The following is an 18,911-nucleotide window of genomic DNA, read 5'->3' as shown; positions in this document are numbered from 1 at the left end:
GCGAAACTCCGCATTCCCAGCTTGCCAATCTACTAAGCGACTGGAGGATGACACATGGCCAAACGTATGAACTACAGAAGTCTCGGCAAGCACTTCGTATGTGGAGCGATAATTGGCGCTTGGGCTGTTTCTCCACAAGCTGTCACTGAAGCAGTCATGGAGTTAATTGCGCCTTCGGCTGTATACGCGCAGGAAACAGAAGAAGTTTCTCCTACGATGGTGCGTGATCGCCCTCGCGATGTGTACTACCCCAATACCGAAGATCTCGCTGAAGACGAGATGCGGGTCATCGCGTGTGGAACCGGAATGCCTACTACGCGGGCTGCTCAGGCTGCTGCGTGTTTCCTTGTGGAATTGGGCAACGGAGACAAGTTCTTGTTCGATATTGGCTCGGGATCGGCCGAGCGAATTTCTTCCCTGCAAATCCCGTATAATTATTTGGACAAGGTCTTCATCGGCCATCTTCATACCGACCATTTCGGCGCGTTGCATGACCTGTTCATCGGTGGCGCATTGATGGGGCGGAATATTCCGCTACGGGTTTGGGGCCCAAGTGGACCATCAGAAGAACTTGGCACTGCTTATGCACTAGATCATATGCAAAAGATGCTCACATGGGACCTAGCAGGCCGTGCAGGAGTCACTGATTTCCGCGGTTATTCAATGGAGGTTAATGAGTTCGATTACAGGTTAGAGAACGAGGTAATTTACGAAGAAAATGGCGTCCAAATTCGTACTTTTCCAGCCATCCATTCAATTGATGGTGCAATCAGCTACGCACTGGAATGGAATGGTTTAAAATTTGTTTTTAGCTCAGACACTTATCCGAACAAGTGGTTCAAGGAGTACGCTAAGAACGCAGACCTCGCCATCCATGAATGCTTCGTAGCGGTTCCCGACCTTGTAGCAAAGATGGGTTTCACACCCGAGTCCGCTTTATTGGTTGGAACTCAAGTACATACGGCGCCCGAAGCCTTCGGAAAAGTCATGAGCGATATCGAACCACGAATGGCGGTCGCCTATCATTTCTTCAATGACTTCGACACTTCTAACAATGTATTCGAGCGCATACGCAGCACTTATGATGGTCCGCTAAGTCTGGCAGATGACTTCATGGTTTGGAATGTCACGAAAGACGCGATTACGGTTCGGATGGCAGCAACGGAAGAGCACACTTGGGCACCGCCTCTCGCTGCACCAGCTGAGCCGCCAAACCCTGCTGACAAGACCGCTTATGCGGAAAAGGTTGGACTTTCTCCAGAAGTAATGGAGTTCTCAGAGTTCACAAAGGGTGGTTTTGACGACGTAGACGACGTTTTGCGACCCATCTACGAAGAAGCTTCGGAAGCGTTAGGCCAAGAGTTCTTGTATCCGGGCGATGAATAAAGTCAAATTTGACCGGCGCGTCTTAATAACGCGCCGGTTCTTTTAATTCTGATCGGAAATCTCTATGCAACATACCTCATTGATTACTCGCTATTTGGTCTGCGTTGGATGGTCGCTTGTCGCTATATCCAACGCAGCAAACGCCCAGTCACTTGCACGTTCTGAAGATGATGACGGCGGTTGGCGACACTCAATCACGCCCTATTTGTTTCTTCCGCTCAGCACGACGGGCACATCAACTATAGATGGAACCAGCGTCGATTTCGACTTGAACCTGAGCGAGGTGCTGGATGTGTTGCAAGGCGCAGCTTCAGTACGTTACGAGGGCTGGAACGGCGACTTCGGGATCATTTCTGAAGTTTACTACGTAAAGCTTGGCGGAGATGGAACTCTACCCGGTGGCAGGGTGGACGTTGATGTTGATGTCCGGCAGACCTTTGCCAACGTGCAGGGCGCTTACCGGTTTGCGAACGGGGTTAATGCCTCGGGCCAACGCTATGCCGCGGATGCCGCAATTGGTGTTCAGTGGAACCGGATCAAACAGGAAATCGACTTAGCAGGCCCCGGCCCAGGTATGACGTTGGGTGGGACAGAAGAATGGCTCGAGCCAATGATCGCAATTCGATATATCTCGGAAATCAACGACAAATGGAATTTCGCCAGCCGGGCTGAACTGAGTGGTTTCGGTGTGAATGGCGATGACCTGCAATACCTGGTTGTGGCTGGGTTTGACTGGAAAGGCTGGGAAAACACGTCCCTGCGGTTTGGCTATCAGTTCTATGGAATCGACTTTTCCACCGACCGTTCGGATGGGGAGTTTGCCTATGATGTGGACCAGAATGGTATCTATGCTGCCGTCGCGTTTCATTTCTAAGATTGGCGAACGCAGCAAAACATGGGTTTGGGTGGGCTCGTCGCTTGCGAGTATTGCGTTTGGCGCAAGCCAATCGATTGCGGATCTCGTGTCCCCCTATGGCGGGGAAACGGCGCCGAACTTTGTTGAGCTTTCGGTGCAGCCTGATCATGTGCGGGTTCTCCTTGAGGTCGATTTGAACGACTATCCCATATTCGTCATTCCAGATGATGGTTCGGGAACGTCACTGGCTGGGCGTACGGGGCAAAACCTTCAGATCTGGGCAGACGAAGAGAAACTGATCAGCACAACGAATACGATTGATGTGCGCCCCAGAATTTCTCGGCAAACGGCAGCGAGCGCTCTGTATCGACCGCGACCGCGTAGCGAAAATGTCGTCTACGTGGACATGGAGTTTCCGTTCAACGGCAAGCCGGAACAGATCACGTTCATTCCCCCCCTAAGTCCAGACGGGATTCCCTTGGCTTCACTTGGCGTCGTGGCCGAGCATATGGGCGTTCCAGTGACAGACTATCGTTACCTTTCTCAGGCTGAGACGATGCTGCCAGATTGGGAAGACCCTTGGTTCAGCAAGTTTGAGAATCCAAACCTCACTCGCCACCACAAATCCCCGATGATGTCTTTTCTTGCCATGGAACCGCGTGTCGTCCGGCACGAGGTCATATTGCGTTTGAAAGACCTTGAGACTTGGGTGGACTTGGGCTTTGGCGATGCTGACCGACTGACCACAGATGATGTCGTCAGGATCAAGTCTAGCGTGTCGGACTTTTTTGAGACTAGAAACCCTCTCGCCGTCGACGGCAAGCCGATGAAACCGGAAACAGTGCAGGTCTCGCGAATCAAAGTTGGTGCCGAAGGTTTGCGTGTTCTTCCGGATCAAGCCGAGGCAAACCGAAAGACGATGTTACTGGGCGTCGTCCTTTCCTATCCGGTTTCGACTTTGCCGAACCGAGTTGATCTGGCATGGGAGCTTTTCCCAGTTGGTTTGGATGTTATTCCGATCACCCTTTCAGATCCGGCAGGGGCGGTCCCCTCGCAGATTTATGCATCCGATCCCGTTGTAAGTTGGAACAATTACCTGACAACTTGGACCAACCCAAAGACAAGCCCAGTCGTCGTCAAAGTCGCGGCTGCAACACAGGTGCCCTCGCTTGCGTTCGGCTTGAGTTTTCTGTGTTTGATATGCGCCTATTTCTCGTTGCAGCGCACAAACGGCCAGCGTCTGATCTTGCTTGGCCTGAGCGGGGCATTCGGTGCCGCCGCGATTGTCACATACTCGCTGAACAACCCGTCGTCAGCGCCTGAGTCGGATGAAATCGCATCGCGTCAAATCGTGGAAGGGCTGGTGGCCAATATCGGAACCACGATGCTTGAGACGCGGGATGATAGTGCCTTAGCGGCGATGGAGACATATGTCGAAGCAACTAATCGCGTCAAGGTTCAAGCAGAAATGCGTCGTGGTTTGTCAGTTACGTTACCCTCTGGCGCCATGGCTCGCGTCGAAGCGATTTCAGACCTGAATGTCGAGAGTTTCACGCCCGGCGAAGAAAGAAATCGGCATCAGGCCCTGGCCAGTTGGACAGCTCGCGTAAGCGGAGGTCATTGGGGGCACCTGCATAGGCAAGCGGTTTCTTATCGTGGCTTGCTCGACGTTTCGCGGCATGGCGACCAATGGATGCTTGACGACCTGACGATTATCAGCGCCAAAACAGGAGGGTAATTCAGTGGTTGTCGCCAGGTTGTTTTTTGCCTCGTTCTTGTTTGCCACGATCCTTTTGTGCGCGGGCAGAGCAGAAGCGCATTTCAATCTAAACCAGAATGTTCGCATTCACCATGTGTCCCACTCGGAAGATGGCCTTGATGTCTATTTACGCCTTCCGATGCCCTATTTGGTTGCGCAGCTCGTCGGTCCCAATGGCCCGGACGGTATGCCTGTACCGGCTCCGTACACATACAATCAGATCGAAGATGGCGTGCTCATGCACTACTTGGATCAGGCCGCGTTGCACAAAGATCCAACCGGCTTGGCTCGTATTGCTGAAAACGGCTTTGTGCTATCTGTCGACGGTCACCGACAAAAAGCAGAAATCGTTTCGATAAGACTGCATCCATTGGGGCAAGAGCCCGGATTTGCCACGCTCAATGAGGCACGCGCTGCACTTGCACCAAGAGATGTTTTTCCAACAACCGAGGAGATTTATGTTGGCGAGGTGATGGTGGACGTGCATCTGCGCTTTTTGACGGGAGAGGTTGAAGCATACAGTATATCCTACACGTCAGACCCGGGGCTTCCTGGACAAGAAGAAACGGCGAACCTGATCCTCGATTATAACGGGCAAGATGTTCGGACATACCGTGCGCGGGGCCTAATGCATACCCCGGTCGATGTTTCCGGATCAGCAACCGCAGCCGCTTCGACCTTCTTTGTTGAGGGAATTCGGCATATTTTGGAAGGCCCCGATCATGTTCTCTTTGTGCTTTGCATGATCATCGGTGCCTTGAATTTGCACAGCCTTCTCGCCCGAGTCACAGGCTTTACCTTGGGTCACACGGTAACACTGATTTTGGGTTTTTTTGGCTTCGCGCCGAGCGGAGCGTGGTTCATCCCAACTGTCGAATTGGCAATAGCTCTTTCAATAATCTACGCAGCTGCAATGGCGGTTTGGCCACCTGAGAAAGGACATGGCGACCTGAAGGCTTTTGCCATCACTTCAGGTATTGGTTTGCTGCACGGGTTTGGGTTCTCCTTCATGTTGCACCAGATTCTACGTGTTGATGCTCCGAACGTTTGGCACAGCTTGCTGGCCTTCAATGTTGGCGTTGAGGCTGGACAAGTCATGATCGTTCTATTGGTCTGGCCATTGGTGTTGTTGCTGCGCAAACAACCAGGTCGAATTTGGGCTGGCTCTCGCGCCACCGTTGCCGCCTGCGCAAGTCTGGTCGCAATGGTTTGGGTAGTAGAACGGGCAGAGTTTTTTCTCTGACCACTAGTATGAGTATGTTGTGCGGCTTTGAACAGTATGCGGACCTTCACTTAGATTTGTTGAACGTCAACTTCGTTCGCGCAGCAGACATTCACTGAATTCTGCCGAACGTCTGCACCGAGCCCATTGCTGCAAAGCTTCGGCATCAGCCAGGGTTTACAGTAAGCGCTTAGCATACGAGGCAAGAGTCATTTCGACGTCTTGAACCGTTATGCTCCCAACATCAGGGAGAACCTTCCTCAGTAAATCGGCAATTGTTGTGTTGAGTTGTGCTCGGGTCAATTCGTCGCGACCGTCCATAAGTAAGAGAGTTGCATGAACGAACGTCTGAGGTTCGGTCCCAATACGGAAGAACTCCACTGAAGTTGCTCGAATTTTTATTGTTGGTGGATCAAATACATCCTGATCAGCGAGGACGTCATACAATTGGTCGCACACCGACTGAATATCATAATTTTTTTCAAGACCTTTAGAAAATTCCATCGAAACGTGAGGCATGAAGAGTCCTTTTGCTATGAACGACCATCTGTAGAGTCAGCTTGACCGCAGAAATACGTTTACCCTGACAGATTGCACTATGACATCAGAAACGTCCGCAAAGTCCGCAAAGTGGCTGCTCACGAAGTTTCGACGAACGACCGCCCTGAGCCCCCAGCCGACTTGCCAATTTCTCGCTGAGCGCGTTCGCAGCACGAAAATCGCTGCAAGTGCGCTGTCTTCGGTACTGCAACGCGACGAAGATATCCGCCGTTCGTAGGCGGTGCTGAGAAATTTGGAGGCCAAAGATCAAGTTGCGGGACACATTAGACTTTCGCGACTGCACAAGGCGTGACCGCTTAGCGCCTGTCTTCGACCTTGGCGTTGGGATATCTAAATTCCCCAAGCCCTAATTTAGCTTATGCTTCCCAAGGAGGCTTCCTGAGTGCCGGATCATAGCTTCCCTCGATCAAGTCGAACTGCACATCCGCTGTGTCGTAAACACTCTTGCACCGTACCTGCTGACCGATTTTCTGCAGCCGATTATTCCGGCAAACAGGCGTGTCGTGAACCTCTCATCTGCCGCACAAGCACCGGTGAACATCAGGGTCATGCAGGGCAATGTGCCGCTGGCGGACATGGAAGTCTATTCTCAGAGCAAGCTGGCGACCCGGGAATGAGCCAAATCCCAAGCTGATGCGCCTGTGATGGTCGCGGTAAATCCCGGATCACTTTTGGCCTCGAAAATGGTGCAAGAAGGCTTTGGCGTTGCCGGGAATGGCATGAACATCGGTGCGGATATCCTGATCGAGGCCGCCCTGGGCGCGCGGCTTGCTGACCCATCAGGGGCCTATTTCGACAATGACAGTGGCGCTTTCGTAAACCCGCATGCCGCAGCACTGGACATAGATCACGTTGCCGACGTCATGAGCACCATCAGAGAATTGATCGCCCAAACGGGTTGAGCCAACCTGCGATCGCATCGAAATGCGCTTCAATTGCGACTTCTTTTTCTCCTTTAGCGCTAGAAATTTACTAGCAAACACCTGACAACTCTCTCTTCCGCTGCGCGTCTCTGACCAAAGCCGCGAGCCGATAGAAGCCATGAGCCATCTTAGTGTAGGGCGTCAGCAGGAAGAATGTCAGAACCGATCCAAGGTGGATCGCAAGCAGCGCGGGCATCAGAATAGTCGAACCAAGGGCGTAGAGGACCAGCCCGCTGAGGCCGACAAAACCGAGTAACAGGATAAAACCGATGTCCCCACCCCATGCATACGGGTCGCCAAGCTCGCGATCCGACTTTTGCTTAAGCAGAGCCATCGCTCCACAACCCACTGTCAGCAACACACCGCCCGAAATCCCGAACAGTTTTGGCAACGACCAAAACCCGTAGGGCGCGTGCAACCCAAACCCGTAGTGCATAATCGTCGCCACCGAGGTCGACGCAAAGCACAGCAGGAAGCCGTACATGATGGCTTGGTGAATGTGGCGTCGGGCCTGACTGAACCGGTCTTCGTCCTCGAAATTGCAACCCTCGCCGTGGCCTGCAGCCAAGTCCTGCATCTTGCCAGCGCGTTTGAACGCAGCTATCAGATCAGACATTTGGATAGGTTTGCCACCAACCTCCGTCCAATAGCGCCTCAGGCTGATAGCCAAGCTAAAGAGTGGCAAAAGGAATGCGGGCGCAAAGATTGCGACCATCGCATTGTGGGACAGGACGGTATAGAACCCCTCTCCTCCGCTTGATCCGATGGCACGAATTGCCCAGAACAACAGGGCAAATCCGATTACAAGCGCCAAGGCTATGGCCCCGCTGTGTGTGTGAAACCGGCGCGCCAGAGGCTGCGGCCAAGCGAAGCTTTCCCAGCTGTCCCGCCGCACTTCGGCCAGAGCTTTCGGCAGGTTCAGGTCAAACTCGTGCGGAGCTATGTACTGACAGGCGTAGTAGCACCCCCTGCAGTTGTGGCACAGGTTGGCCAGTTGCGTGATGTCCCCATCCGAGAACGCGCGTTCCGCGTGCAGCGACGGGAAGACCGAACAATAACCCTCGCAGTAGCGACAGGCGTTGCAGATCTCTGCCTGACGGCGGGCTTCTTGAATAAGATCAGTTTGCATAGGCTGCAGCCTCACGTCCTGCGATACGTCCAAAAACGGTTCCGATGGTCATGCCGAAGCCGGCCAGATACCCCTGCCCCAGGATCGAACCCGCCATCGTCTCGCCCGCGGCCCATAGGTTTTTGATCTTGCCGCTGGGAGTCGAACACTGAGCCGTATCGTCGACCTTCAGGCCCAGATAGGTGAAGGTCACACCGGTGCGTAGCGAGTAGCCATAAAATGGAGGCTCGATGATCGGACGAGCCCAGTTGGTCTTGGGTGGCGTCAGACCCGAGGTTGTGACCCCGTCCAACTCAGTTGGGTGAAATCCACTGGTGTCGCCGCATGCATCGTTGAATTCAGCAACGGTCGCCTTCAGCTTGTCGGCGGGCAGGTCCATCATTCCAGCCAGCTCTTCCAAGGTGTCCGCCTTTAGCGGAGGGAACACCGAGGGCATGAACAGGTTCAACGACTTCGCATCGATGATCACATAGCCTACCTGATCCGGTTGCGCGGCAACCAGACGCCCCCAAATCGCATAGCGTTTGGGCCAGACGTCTTCGCCCTCGTCATAGAACCGCTCGGCATTCTTGTTCACGACGATTGAAAACGGCACGCAGTCTAAACGGGTGACGATGCCGCCGTCGAACTTCGGCGCCCGCCCGTCAATGGCGACGGCGTGGCATTGGGTTGGATCGCCAACGCTCTCGACGCCTTGATCCAACAGATCAGCCAGCACAACCCCCCGGTTATAGGGCGTCCCCCGGATCAGGAAGTTCTTTGCTGGCTCGCCCCATGCACGGGTGAGCCAATCCGTGTCGCCCTGAAACCCGCCCGAGGCAACGATGACGGCCTTGGGCGTGATGTGATGAGATTGGCCTTCATAGGTGTAGTCGACCCATTCAATCTGGTCGCCGTTCAGCTCAAGATGCGTCACGGCAGCTTCGTAAAGAACATCCACGCCCAAAGCTGCCGCTGTGCGGTAGTAGGCGTTCACCAGAGACTTCCCGCCCCCCATAAAAAACGCGTTGGTCCGCGCCAGCGACAATGTCCCGGACAGAGAGGGTTGGAACCGCACGCCGTGTTCTTCCATCCACGGCAGGCATTCCTCGGAGGTTCGGATCGCGAGGCGAGCAAGATGTTCGTCGGTTTTGCCGCCAGTGACCTTGAGCAGATCTTCAAGATACTCATCTTCACTATATTCTTCGATTAGAGGGCCCAGAGGAGCACCATGCATACAACGAAAATTGCGCGTATGGCGTGAGTTCCCCCCACGATAGGGTTTTGGTGCCGTTTCGAGGATCAGAACACGGGCGCCTGCCTCGGCAGCAGTCATCGCCGCGCAAAGGGCAGCATTCCCACCGCCGATCACAGCGATATCATAAGCTTCCTTTTGGGTGGCCATATCCTGTCTACCTATTGATTTTCGTCGGTTGTCCGGTCGCGTTCTTGCAACGCCCGAATACGCATCCGTTGTGCGGCCTGAATATGCGCGCGCATTTCTGTTTCAGCCGCTGCACCATCGCGAGCCTTTAAGGCAGCCATGACGCGCTTATGCTCTGCCACTGCTGTCTCGGCCCGATCACCGTCCAGCAATTGCGATGGCCCAAGGATCAACAGCGCTTTTTGCAAAGACAGCATAGACTTGGCAAGAAACCGATTCTTTGCCGCATCCAAAAGTGTGGCGTGAAAAATCCGGTTGATCCGAGCCGCCTCCGAGCCGGTGCCTGCCTCGGCCAAGCGATCGTTCAAAACGCCCAACTCGTCCAATTCGACATCCGACGCAGCACGCGCTGCTAAACGGGCCGCAGTTCCCTCGAGCACCGCGCGCATCTCATAGAGTTCCATTACTTCGGCGTAATCGAGGCTGCGTACGGTTGCGCCCTGCCGGGGCACATGAGTGACTAGCCCGTCGGCCTCCAACTGACGGATAGCCTCCCGCACCGGTGTGCGGCTGACCCCTAATCGTTCTGACAGCTCAATCTCACGCAAGCGTTCGCCAGGTAGCAGTGTGCCCTCGCGAATCTCATCCAGCAGGCGTTGATACGCTGAATTGCCTTGCGGACCAGGCTGTAAAGGGTCGTCTTGAATGGTCATCGAACGCTCACTTGTCTTCTTGCGTCCAGTTGTATACATTTGGATACACACCGAGTCAATATTGTCGGAAACCGCGCTTTGCCCACCCAAAACAAAACACCTTCTCTCCTGACAAAGCGGGCCGTGACACTGGCCCTTGCACTACTGGGCACCGGAGTATTTTGGGCGTTGAATCTGCCGCTGCCCTTTCTGTTCGGCCCAATGAGCGCGTGTCTCATAGCCGCCCTGGCGCATGCCCCAATGGAAGGTTTTGGTCAGGTCTCGGTTGCAGCGCGCACCATACTCGGCGTTGCAGTTGGGGCTTCGATAACCCCTGCGCTGTTTGTTGAATTGCCAAAGATGGCAGCGTCTATCGCACTGGTCCCGTTCTTCATCCTGCTGATCGCGTTGGTCGGAGTGCCTTTCTTTCGCAAGTTCTGGGGGTTTGACTCCACGACCGCGTTTTACGCTGCCATGCCAGGCGGATTGCAGGACATGATCATCTTTGGCGCCGAAGCAGGCGCCAACCCGCGAACACTTTCCCTGATCCACGGAACGCGCGTGCTGATCATTGTAACGCTGGCCCCCCTGTTGCTGACAGTGTTCTACGATGCCCAGCTCACCAACCCAATCGGAGAGCCCGCGCGCGACCTGCCAATACATGAGCTGGCACTGATGGTACTGGCCGCTCTTATAGGCTGGAAAGGCGGTGAGCGGATCGGCCTGTTCGGTGCATCTATTCTCGGCCCAATGATCCTGACAGCAGCCCTATCACTGGGGGATTTCATTCATACCCGACCACCGCGCGAGGCCATCCTTGCAGCGCAATTCTTTATTGGCTGTGGGATAGGCGTGAAGTTCGTGGGCGTCACTTGGGTCGAACTCCGCCGGGTGGTTGCAGCGGGCGTCGCCTATGTCATCGTCCTTGCGATCCTCGCAGCCGCTTTCACTGCTGTTGTCACCACGCTGGGCTTCGGTCAACCGGTCGAGGCTTTCTTGGCCTTTGCCCCCGGCGGACAGGCCGAGATGACAGTGCTGGCCATCGTTTCGGGTGCGGATCTGGGCTTTGTGATCACCCACCATCTGACAAGGATCGTGCTGGTTATCATCGGCGCGCCTATAGCGGCCAATCTTATCCTGCGCTGCTCCAAACCTCGGGGTTGATCATGTGAATAGGGGCACCTTCAGCATAGGCGTTCACCTGATCGAAAATATCTGCGAATTGCAGGTCGAATTCGTCCTCAGTCACAAAACCTATATGCGGTGTCGCAATCAGGTTCGGGTGCGATAGCAAAGGGTCATTCGGGTCGGTGAGCGGCTCGGTATCGAAGACATCAATTGCGGCCTTCCCCGGGCGACCGGCGTTCAGCGCATCCAACAAAGCACCCGGAGCGATCAGCCCGGCCCGGGAGGTGTTCACAAACATCGCGCCCGGTTGCATCTGCGAAAAATCTGACGCTGTGATGATACCGTTCGTGTTGGGCTTCAGGCGGACGTGGACTGAGACAACATCGCAGTTGGCAAAGAACGCTTCGCGGCTTGTGGCAATCTGCACGCCGTCGGCCTGCGCGCGTGCCCGGCCTTCATCCGAAGACCACCAGACAACATTCATCCCGAATGCCTCGGCATAGCCAGCAACAGCGCGGGCGATACGGCCATATCCATACAGCCCCAACTGCCGCCCTCTCAGGGTCTTGCCAACCCCGGCCTGCCAATGCCCCGCTTTGACTGATGCCATCTGCGCAGGCAAGTCTCGCAACCCGGCCATGATTAGTGCCCATGTCAGTTCGGCTGCGGCATATGAGGGCGTCCCGCCATGCATGTTCGAACACAGCAGCACTCCGTTATCCGAGCATGCCTGCACATCGACGTGCGGATACACGCTGCGCTGGCTGATCACTTTCAGGTTTGGAAGATTTTCAATCAGATCGCGGGTTATCTTGGTGCGCTCGCGAAACAAAACCAGCGCCTCAGCCTCCTGCAAGCGTGTGGCCAACTCGCTGGTATCTTCGACATGATCTTTCCAGACCTTCACATTATGGTCGGACAGTTTTCCGAAGCAAGGAAGGCCCTGCAGTGTGTCAAACCAATCATCCAGAATATGAACTTTCATCGACTTCCTATAGCCTACTCGGCGCTCAGTTTTCTTGGCGTCGGCACAAAATTAAGTTTGTCGAGTGCTTCAAGCGCATTGCGAACGCGTTCGCGTTGATCCAGCAGATGGTTGAATTGCTCATCGCACCCGGCAATTGGCGTTGGGTATTCCGCGATATCCTTTCGCAAAGCCGACTGCGCCAGCCTGAGTTCCTGACGCGCGATATCAAGGCATTCCGAATAGTCGTCCATCGTGATATCCTCATTATGTATACTATTGTATACCAATTAGAGGCTCCCACTTCAACTACCGTTCCACGCGGATTCCGGAACATAAACATGCCCATCCGCCAATTTACGCGCAGTCCTCACCAAACCGGCAGAAATTACGTTGAACTCCCCATCATTCGAGAAGTCCACCAGAACGTCGATCTTGCCTGAGGCATGCTCCAACACAACGTCTGCCGGGCTTGAATCCGGGCGATCAAGCAACCCGTCGGCGACGGTTCCGGGCGTCAAAGCGCAAGATGCCATGCATTGCGCGCCCGTAACGGCCATTGTCGGGTGAGTTTTCCATGGCATGAAATACCGAACCGCAAGGGTTCCACCTTCTCTGGCGGGTGCCATCAGGCCGAATTTCGGAGTAACCGATTTCGATAAGTCCCCCATACCCATCCGTTCCCCGGCTTCGATCCGCACGGCCTCCATCCGATCAAAGAAAGCAAGGTTGGCATCCAGCTCTTCGGCGCTTTCATATCCTGTCAGTCCAAAATCGGCCGCCCGGGCTATCACCATCGGCATAGCGACATCCATGCACGTCAGCTCGATCCCCTGCACTGTGTCGCGCAAATTTCCAGTGGGCAGAAATGCACCTGTTGCCGAACCCACAACGCCCATGAAACTCAGTTGTACCGGTGCAGAATGACCGGGAACTCCGGCGATTTCCGCATCGCCCTCGTAGACCAACTCACCGCCCGGGGTTTGCACTTTGGCAACGACACGGGCGCCTGTATTAACTGCGCGAATGCGGATCTCGGTCACGTCGCCGGTGGGCTGAAACAAACCCATTTCGATCGCAGCTGGACCGACTCCTGAGAGGATGTTTCCGCAAGTAGGTTTGAAATCAACCAGCTTCTCATCAACAGAAACCTGCGCGAAGAAATAGTCGATATCCGCCCAGTCGTCTTCGCTGACGGATAACATCGCCACTTTGGTCGTCACTGCGTTTCCACCACCGATCCCATCGATATTGAGTGCTTGTCCAGCCCCGAGGGCAGCGACAAGAACATCGGCCAAAGTGTCCAAATTTTCGGGCAGATCAGAGCGCCGAAAATATGGCCCTCGGGACGTGCCACCGCGCATGAAAACATATGGGATTGCTGTCTGGGTCATTGCGAACCCTCCTTTACAAACCGTTGAAGTTTCTGATTTCAGCCCCGCCTGGCCCGCCAAATTGGCAGGCCGGGCAGCCGTGGAGTGCCTACTTGAGCGGCCATGGCAGGTTCACCATGTCTTGCAGTAGACCCGGCGGGAAATCGCGGTTCAAAGCACCGGCCATGAAGCACATGAAACCAATGCCGCAGGCCGTCAGGAGCAGCGTCATCTGCCAGCTGGACCCGGCGCGAATGCGGAAGAATGCGATCAGAAACCCGATCAGAGCGAGGATGAATCCTACAACCCATGTGGCCGCGATCAGACCTGCAAACCATGCGAGGGTCGACCAAAGTCCATGCGGCGCGCTCGCATCCTCACCGGCGAGTTCTTTGTCAGCAAAGATCGAATCGCCCTCGGGACGCCGCATCATTTGGATCAACAGGATGACGCAGCAAAACAGCGACACGCTGCCGATCACCAGCGGGATGATCTTATCGGTCATGTTATAGTCAGGGATCATGTTGGCATTGATCAACGCCACGATCAGGTAAGCCATGATCACCAGCAGGAAGATCAGCGGCGCGCGCTTACTACCGGATTTGACCTCGCCTTCGGCCATGATCATCTTGGCTTGGCGAATGCCCAGAATGACCGAAACCACGGTGACCACGATCAGGACAATAACGATCGGGCTGAAGACATACTCCATCCCCTCACCAAAGCTTTTGCGGAAGCGGAAAGAGGCGATCTGGAACGCCTGGTTGGTGAACTTCTCAACCGGGTTGGACAACACGAACCCAATCAGAAAGGCCGGGCGCGACCAGTCGAAACGGCGCAGGAAAATGCCGATCAGACCGATGACGAACAGAGCCAGCAGGTCTTCGAAATTCTGACCGGACTGGAATGCCGCGAAGCTGATCAGCATGAACAGAAACGGCGCAAGATAAGTGAAGCGAATTGTTGTCAGTTTGGCGATCCCGCCCGAAGCCGCGATACACAGGATGGTGCCCACCACGTTGGCAAGAGCCAGCAACCAGACAATCGAATAAGTGATGTCGAGATTATCCTTGAGCATGCTAGGCCCGACCTCGATATCGCCAGATCCCAACAGTGCGACAGCGCCGATAAAAATCGCCATTGAACCCGAACCAGGGATACCAAACAGCAGCGTTGGAACCAGCCCCCCGCCCTCCTTGGCGTTGTTCGAGCTTTCCGGCCCGATGACGCCTCGCACTTCGCCCTTTCCGAAGTTGCTTTTGTCTTTTGTCGATTGAACCGAATGGCCATAAGCGATCCAGTCAACAACCGAGCCTCCGAGGCCGGGAATAACACCAACGACCACGCCAATGATCGAACAGCGGACCGACAGCCAAATGTTCGCGGCCCAGTCTTTGACGCCATCCAGCCAACCGGCCCCTAGCGAAGCGCCCTTGGCAATGGATCGGTCTTGTCGTAGCAGCGAGACGATTTCGGGCACCGCAAAGATACCCAAGCCAACGATGACCAACTTCAGACCATCGGTCAGGTAAGGAATGTCATACGTCGCCATACGCAGCGAACCGCCTGCGTCCGCCTCGCCAATCGTACCGACCATCAGGCCCAACCCTGCGGCGGCGACACCCTTCAGCGGAACACGCCCGGCGAGGATAGCGACCATCGACAAGCCAAGAATGGTGATCATCAGCATCTCGGGCAGACCGAATGCCAGAACGATGGGCCGCGCGATCAGGATAAACATGGTCAGAAATGTTGCGCCGACCAAACCGCCAAACAGCGATGACGCAAAGGCCGCTGACAATGCCCGCGCGGCCTCGCCCTTTTTCGCCATCGGGAAACCGTCCAACACTGTCGCCTGTGAGGCGGAACTGCCGGGGATGCCCATAAGAACCGAGGCAAAGGTGTCAGAGGTCGGAACAACGGCGACCATCCCGATCATCAGCGCCAACCCAAGAATAGGGTCCATGCCGAACATGAAAGGAAGCAATAGGGACAGACCAGCAATACCGCCAAGCCCCGGGAAAACACCTACTGCCAGTCCCATAACGACACCGAGAACAAGGTACCCCAGAACAATTGGTTGCAGGATCAGACCCCACGCATCACTGAGCGCAGGAAGAGCGGTGGCGAAAACCTCCATAGCGGCCGCCTTTCATAAATTGTCTTGTGTTTGGAAAAGCGCGCGCCCGACATTGGGGCACGCGCAGTGGTGTTTGGGCTTAGTTCAGCTCGACACCATAGGCTTCTTTGAGCCAGTTCAGGACATAGGCCTTGGCGTTGTCGTCGACGTTTGTCGCAGTTTGCAGCGCCGACTTGGAGCCGTCACCAACAAACACAGGATATTTGCCCACGCGCTTCGAGGAGATGTCGGCAAAGTCGCCTCGCTCGGTCACAGCTTGGAACGCTGCGGTGTAGGCGTCGACCACTTCCTGAGGCGTGTCACCCGGCAGGAAGGCCAGCTTCTGAACCGGGAAACCGGCCACAAAGAACGCTTTCCACGCATCCCATGCCTCACCGCTGGTTTCACAGCCATCGGTCGCTTCGCATACTTCTTTGAATGTCGGGATGTCCGGGAAGGTCGGGTCGCGCACGATGTTGCCGTCCGCATCCAGAGCACCCCAAGTCATCATCGGCACAGCCTGACCGGATTCAACCAGAGGTGCCGATCCACCCAGATAGCCGGACGAGGTCTGATAATCGATGTTGGCTTCACCCCGCTCGAACATCAGGCGACCATCGCCACGGCCTTTGATGCCAAAAACAGGCTCAACATTCATGCCCAGCATTTGCCACGCCAGCAGCGGTACAAGGTCAAGGCGTGTCGCGCCCTGCGAACCGTAAATAAAGTTTGTGTCTTTCAGCGCGTTCGCAGAGCCATCAAACTTTGCTCCGTCTTCGGCGTTCAGATAGGCAACACCACCGGTTCCTGACGCCATAACCGGGATCCAATCGTTGTACTCGTAGCGCACGCGAGGATCGCTCAGCAGATATGGGAATTGAGTTGAACCGGAGGTGCCAAACAGCAGCGTCCCGTCGTCATGGCTCTGCTCCTGAAACCAGTTTGCGCCTTTGGTCGAACCAGCGCCCGGCATAAATTTCACGACAACTGTCGGTTGACCCGGTAGAGCTTCGGACAGGAGCGGCGCAAAGAAGTTGGCCCATTTGGCAGACCCGCCCGTTTCCGAGAACGGGATAACCCATTCAACGGTCTTGCCGGAGAAATCGACCTCGGCAGCGGCAGGTGCGGTGATACCGGCGGCGGCGATCAGCCCAACGACGGCGCGACGGGTGAAGTTGGAAATGGTCATTGGTTCCTCCCTGTTGACCAGACAACCACGCCAGCGCCCTCTGCACCACCGTGATCGCAAATAGAACTGTGGGGTTGATTCCCCCTCCCATCTGGCAATCATGGAGCGCCAACCTTGCGCGAAACTTGCAGGAGCCCTGATGCGGATCGTCATCGTCGAAGACAACGAGACCCTCGCCAACGCTATTGCCTATCGTCTGCGTGACCGCGGTCATGCGGCAGAAGTGCTTGCGGACGGCAACGAGGCTGACTTGTATCTTGCGCAAGAAGGCGCAGACTTGGTTGTTCTGGATATCAATTTGCCCGGACAATCTGGGCTGGAGATCCTGAAATCTCTTCGCAATCGTGGTGACGGCGTACCGGTGATCTTGCTTACGGCCCGTGCCGAAACAAGCGACCGGGTTTCAGGTTTGGATATGGGTGCAGATGATTATCTGGTTAAGCCGTTCGAAATGGACGAGTTGGAAGCACGCATCCGGGCGCTTTCTCGACGCAAAGATCTCGACTACGGAGCTAAAGAGAGCATCGGAGGCCTAGAGTTCGACCGTGCCGCACGTCAGGTCAGTGTCCGAGGCGAAGTTATGGATATACCGCGGCGGGAAATCGCGGTGCTTGAATGCCTGTTGGAGCGCAGGGGCAGAATTGTTCCCAAAAGCCAACTAACAGACTACGTCTATGGCGTAGGTGCCGATGTCGAGGCCTCTGCCGTTGAGCCTCATGTATCTCGGCTGAGAAAACGTCTTCAGGATCTCGGTATTAGAATAAAGACAGCCCGTGGTCTGGGATATCTGCTTGAGGTGCAGAAGTGATCAATCACGGCTCGCTCAGGTTAAGACTTTTCATTCTTATCCTAACCCCTTTGGTACTAATTGCAGCCTTGCTTGGTCTTTGGCGCTTTATGATTGCACAGAATACGGCGCAGGAATTGTTCGACGACAGCCTGTTATCTGCTGGCCTAGCCATATCGCGAGATGTTGCGATTTCGGGGGGTGATGCGCTGTCACCAACGACACGCAGCATGATCCGCGACGCGTCCGGCGGAGAGATTTTTTACCACGTAACAGGCCCCGGCGGCATCTATGTGACTGGCTACGCGTACCCTCCGGCCGCCACAAACCCATCTGCTCAAGAGGTGTACAAACCGCAGTTTTTCGAAGCGCTCTACCGCCAAGAACCAGTGCGCGTTCTTAAGATGACGGAACGCGTGACCATAGACAATCTAATCGGAGATGCGACAGTTACAGTTTGGCAACGCATGGCGGATCGCAATGCGTTTGCGAATGAATTGTCTATCCGCGCAGGAATTCTGATGGGCGTTCTGTTGGCCACCCTCGCTATTGTGGTGTGGTTCGGCGTCGCTCGTGGCCTTAGGCCGTTGTTGGATTTGCAGGACGCAATTGACCTGCGTTCACCAGATGACCTCAGTGAGATCAAGCGCGCTGTCCCAGTCGAAGTTCAAGGAGTTGTCAGAACCCTGAACCGGCTTTTTGAACAGATGGAAAATAGTATCAGCGCCCATCAAGTGTTTATTTCCGAAGCAGCACATCAGCTGCGAAATCCGGCGGCAGCCGTGCAGTCAATGGCCGAAGCGCTACAGGACGCGAAAACGGATGACGACCGAGAAAAACGCATCTCAGAGCTTGTTGCGGCTGCAAAAAACTCAGCGACGGTGGCGGAACAGCTGTTATCGCTTGAAAGGCTCAGGCAGCCGACGCACGAAAATCAAATGGTTGAAATTGACTTTCGCTCGGTCGTGGAAGAAGCCTGCGCTGAGATGGGAGTTAATATCCTTGCAAAGGGCATCGAGTTCGATGTCACGATGCCTGAGACGGCGGTCACGGTGTTCGGCGACCGTGTCTTTCTGATTGAGGCTCTAAAGAACCTGCTGGATAACGCGGTCAAACATGGTGGCCCAAAGTTGAGCCAAATCTCAGTTGTGCTGCGGTGTGACGGCAAATGCGTCAACCTAACTGTGACCGACGATGGTGCTGGCCTTTCACCAGACCAAAGCGAAGCGGCATTCAATCGGTTTTCTCAGTTGGAGTACTCCGAGGGCAGCGGATTGGGGTTGTCAATCGTCTCTGCAGTGGCGCGGCGCCACGGAGGAATGGTCGAAATCAACCTAGTCGAAAGAGGAGCGAGCATTACGCTTGAGCTCCCCATAGTCCTGGACCGTTCTTTCGATTGACCGCGTCGGGCTCTAACCAGTCCTTCGCTGCACTTGGCCCAAACGCGCCCCCAACCCGCC

Annotated in this window: 16 protein-coding genes; 7 read left to right on the top strand and 9 right to left on the bottom strand. The window is 55.1% G+C overall.

Annotated features, from left to right (window positions below; all coding sequences use genetic code 11):
- Nucleotides 1-54: 54 nt before the first annotated feature.
- The 3 genes from gntH (at nucleotide 55) to ACR3E7_RS00760 (ending at nucleotide 5,244) form a co-directional block, all read left to right on the top strand.
- Nucleotides 55-1,386 carry a guanitoxin biosynthesis MBL fold metallo-hydrolase GntH gene (gene gntH, locus ACR3E7_RS00770; RefSeq protein WP_170791716.1) on the top strand — a complete coding sequence of 444 codons (1,332 nt, stop codon included), beginning with the start codon at nucleotides 55-57 and terminating at the stop codon, nucleotides 1,384-1,386.
- A gap of 692 nt (nucleotides 1,387-2,078) precedes the next feature.
- Nucleotides 2,079-3,980 (top strand): hypothetical protein, encoded by a 1,902-nt coding sequence (locus tag ACR3E7_RS00765; RefSeq protein ID WP_480506586.1) that lies wholly within the window; start codon nucleotides 2,079-2,081, stop codon nucleotides 3,978-3,980.
- A 4-nt stretch (nucleotides 3,981-3,984) separates the two neighbouring features.
- Nucleotides 3,985-5,244 (top strand): HupE/UreJ family protein, encoded by a 1,260-nt coding sequence (locus ACR3E7_RS00760; RefSeq protein ID WP_480503349.1) that lies wholly within the window; start codon nucleotides 3,985-3,987, stop codon nucleotides 5,242-5,244.
- Between the two features lie 156 nt (nucleotides 5,245-5,400).
- Here the strand turns inward: ACR3E7_RS00760 and ACR3E7_RS00755 are convergent, their stop codons facing one another.
- The gene (locus ACR3E7_RS00755; protein WP_480503350.1) at nucleotides 5,401-5,742 is read right to left on the bottom strand and encodes a 5-carboxymethyl-2-hydroxymuconate Delta-isomerase; all 342 of its coding nucleotides are present in this window, start codon (nucleotides 5,740-5,742) and stop codon (nucleotides 5,401-5,403) included.
- A gap of 683 nt (nucleotides 5,743-6,425) precedes the next feature.
- Between ACR3E7_RS00755 and ACR3E7_RS00750 the strand changes: the two genes are divergently transcribed.
- The gene (locus ACR3E7_RS00750) at nucleotides 6,426-6,686 is read left to right on the top strand and encodes a hypothetical protein (RefSeq protein WP_480503351.1); all 261 of its coding nucleotides are present in this window, start codon (nucleotides 6,426-6,428) and stop codon (nucleotides 6,684-6,686) included.
- 70 nt (nucleotides 6,687-6,756) lie between these two features.
- On the opposite strand, the gene tcuB is transcribed toward ACR3E7_RS00750, so the two are convergent.
- The 3 genes from tcuB to ACR3E7_RS00735 are packed head-to-tail and all read right to left on the bottom strand — an operon-like array spanning nucleotide 6,757 to nucleotide 9,912.
- On the bottom strand, nucleotides 6,757-7,836 hold the full coding sequence (gene tcuB, locus ACR3E7_RS00745; protein ID WP_480503352.1) for a tricarballylate utilization 4Fe-4S protein TcuB: 1,080 nt from the start codon (nucleotides 7,834-7,836) through the stop codon (nucleotides 6,757-6,759).
- Nucleotides 7,826-9,220: an FAD-dependent tricarballylate dehydrogenase TcuA gene (gene tcuA / locus ACR3E7_RS00740; protein ID WP_480503353.1), complete on the bottom strand. Its 1,395-nt coding sequence runs from the start codon at nucleotides 9,218-9,220 to the stop codon at nucleotides 7,826-7,828. The genes tcuB and tcuA overlap by 11 nt, the downstream gene beginning before the upstream one ends.
- An 11-nt stretch (nucleotides 9,221-9,231) precedes the next feature.
- Nucleotides 9,232-9,912 (bottom strand): GntR family transcriptional regulator, encoded by a 681-nt coding sequence (locus ACR3E7_RS00735; protein ID WP_170356258.1) that lies wholly within the window; start codon nucleotides 9,910-9,912, stop codon nucleotides 9,232-9,234.
- A gap of 123 nt (nucleotides 9,913-10,035) precedes the next feature.
- Between ACR3E7_RS00735 and ACR3E7_RS00730 the strand changes: the two genes are divergently transcribed.
- Nucleotides 10,036-11,055, top strand: a complete 1,020-nt coding sequence (locus ACR3E7_RS00730) for an AbrB family transcriptional regulator (protein ID WP_331252783.1) — start codon at nucleotides 10,036-10,038, stop codon at nucleotides 11,053-11,055.
- On the opposite strand, the gene ACR3E7_RS00725 is transcribed toward ACR3E7_RS00730, so the two are convergent.
- The 5 genes from ACR3E7_RS00725 to ACR3E7_RS00705 all read right to left on the bottom strand — a co-directional run bounded on the left by ACR3E7_RS00725 (nucleotide 11,024) and on the right by ACR3E7_RS00705 (nucleotide 16,664).
- Entirely contained in the window at nucleotides 11,024-12,004 is a 981-nt protein-coding gene (locus tag ACR3E7_RS00725) for a D-2-hydroxyacid dehydrogenase family protein (RefSeq protein WP_480503354.1), read from the bottom strand. The genes ACR3E7_RS00730 and ACR3E7_RS00725 overlap by 32 nt on opposite strands.
- Nucleotides 12,005-12,018: 14 nt before the next feature.
- The gene (locus tag ACR3E7_RS00720) at nucleotides 12,019-12,237 is read right to left on the bottom strand and encodes a hypothetical protein (protein WP_480503355.1); all 219 of its coding nucleotides are present in this window, start codon (nucleotides 12,235-12,237) and stop codon (nucleotides 12,019-12,021) included.
- A gap of 51 nt (nucleotides 12,238-12,288) precedes the next feature.
- A complete protein-coding gene (locus ACR3E7_RS00715; RefSeq protein WP_480503356.1) occupies nucleotides 12,289-13,377 on the bottom strand; it encodes a 4-oxalomesaconate tautomerase in 1,089 nt (362 codons plus the stop codon).
- 88 nt (nucleotides 13,378-13,465) lie between these two features.
- The gene (locus tag ACR3E7_RS00710) at nucleotides 13,466-15,496 is read right to left on the bottom strand and encodes a tripartite tricarboxylate transporter permease (RefSeq protein ID WP_170791706.1); all 2,031 of its coding nucleotides are present in this window, start codon (nucleotides 15,494-15,496) and stop codon (nucleotides 13,466-13,468) included.
- Between the two features lie 79 nt (nucleotides 15,497-15,575).
- Nucleotides 15,576-16,664, bottom strand: coding sequence for a tricarboxylate transporter (locus ACR3E7_RS00705; protein ID WP_480503357.1), 1,089 nt, complete (start codon nucleotides 16,662-16,664; stop codon nucleotides 15,576-15,578).
- Nucleotides 16,665-16,803: 139 nt separating this feature from the next.
- Here ACR3E7_RS00705 and ACR3E7_RS00700 point away from each other — a divergent pair, with 139 nt between their 5' ends.
- Both ACR3E7_RS00700 and ACR3E7_RS00695 read left to right on the top strand, forming a co-directional pair.
- Nucleotides 16,804-17,472 carry a response regulator transcription factor gene (locus tag ACR3E7_RS00700; RefSeq protein ID WP_480503358.1) on the top strand — a complete coding sequence of 223 codons (669 nt, stop codon included), beginning with the start codon at nucleotides 16,804-16,806 and terminating at the stop codon, nucleotides 17,470-17,472.
- The gene (locus ACR3E7_RS00695) at nucleotides 17,469-18,851 is read left to right on the top strand and encodes a sensor histidine kinase (protein ID WP_480503359.1); all 1,383 of its coding nucleotides are present in this window, start codon (nucleotides 17,469-17,471) and stop codon (nucleotides 18,849-18,851) included. Before ACR3E7_RS00700 ends, ACR3E7_RS00695 begins: the two co-directional genes overlap by 4 nt.
- Nucleotides 18,852-18,911 lie beyond the last annotated feature (60 nt).

The sequence above is a fragment of the Ruegeria sp. BK1 genome (genome assembly GCF_056535645.1).
This window is presented reverse-complemented; position numbering and strand designations above follow the sequence as displayed.

Coding starts and splice junctions, on each gene's coding strand:
- gntH (WP_170791716.1), top strand. CDS start 55: ATGGCCAAACGTATGAACTACAGAAGTCTCGGCAAGCACTTCGTATGT.
- ACR3E7_RS00765 (WP_480506586.1), top strand. CDS start 2,079: ATGGCGATGACCTGCAATACCTGGTTGTGGCTGGGTTTGACTGGAAAG.
- ACR3E7_RS00755 (WP_480503350.1), bottom strand. CDS start 5,742: ATGCCTCACGTTTCGATGGAATTTTCTAAAGGTCTTGAAAAAAATTAT.
- tcuB (WP_480503352.1), bottom strand. CDS start 7,836: ATGCAAACTGATCTTATTCAAGAAGCCCGCCGTCAGGCAGAGATCTGC.
- tcuA (WP_480503353.1), bottom strand. CDS start 9,220: ATGGCCACCCAAAAGGAAGCTTATGATATCGCTGTGATCGGCGGTGGG.
- ACR3E7_RS00735 (WP_170356258.1), bottom strand. CDS start 9,912: ATGACCATTCAAGACGACCCTTTACAGCCTGGTCCGCAAGGCAATTCA.
- ACR3E7_RS00725 (WP_480503354.1), bottom strand. CDS start 12,004: ATGAAAGTTCATATTCTGGATGATTGGTTTGACACACTGCAGGGCCTT.
- ACR3E7_RS00720 (WP_480503355.1), bottom strand. CDS start 12,237: ATGGACGACTATTCGGAATGCCTTGATATCGCGCGTCAGGAACTCAGG.
- ACR3E7_RS00715 (WP_480503356.1), bottom strand. CDS start 13,377: ATGACCCAGACAGCAATCCCATATGTTTTCATGCGCGGTGGCACGTCC.
- ACR3E7_RS00710 (WP_170791706.1), bottom strand. CDS start 15,496: ATGGAGGTTTTCGCCACCGCTCTTCCTGCGCTCAGTGATGCGTGGGGT.
- ACR3E7_RS00705 (WP_480503357.1), bottom strand. CDS start 16,664: ATGACCATTTCCAACTTCACCCGTCGCGCCGTCGTTGGGCTGATCGCC.
- ACR3E7_RS00700 (WP_480503358.1), top strand. CDS start 16,804: ATGCGGATCGTCATCGTCGAAGACAACGAGACCCTCGCCAACGCTATT.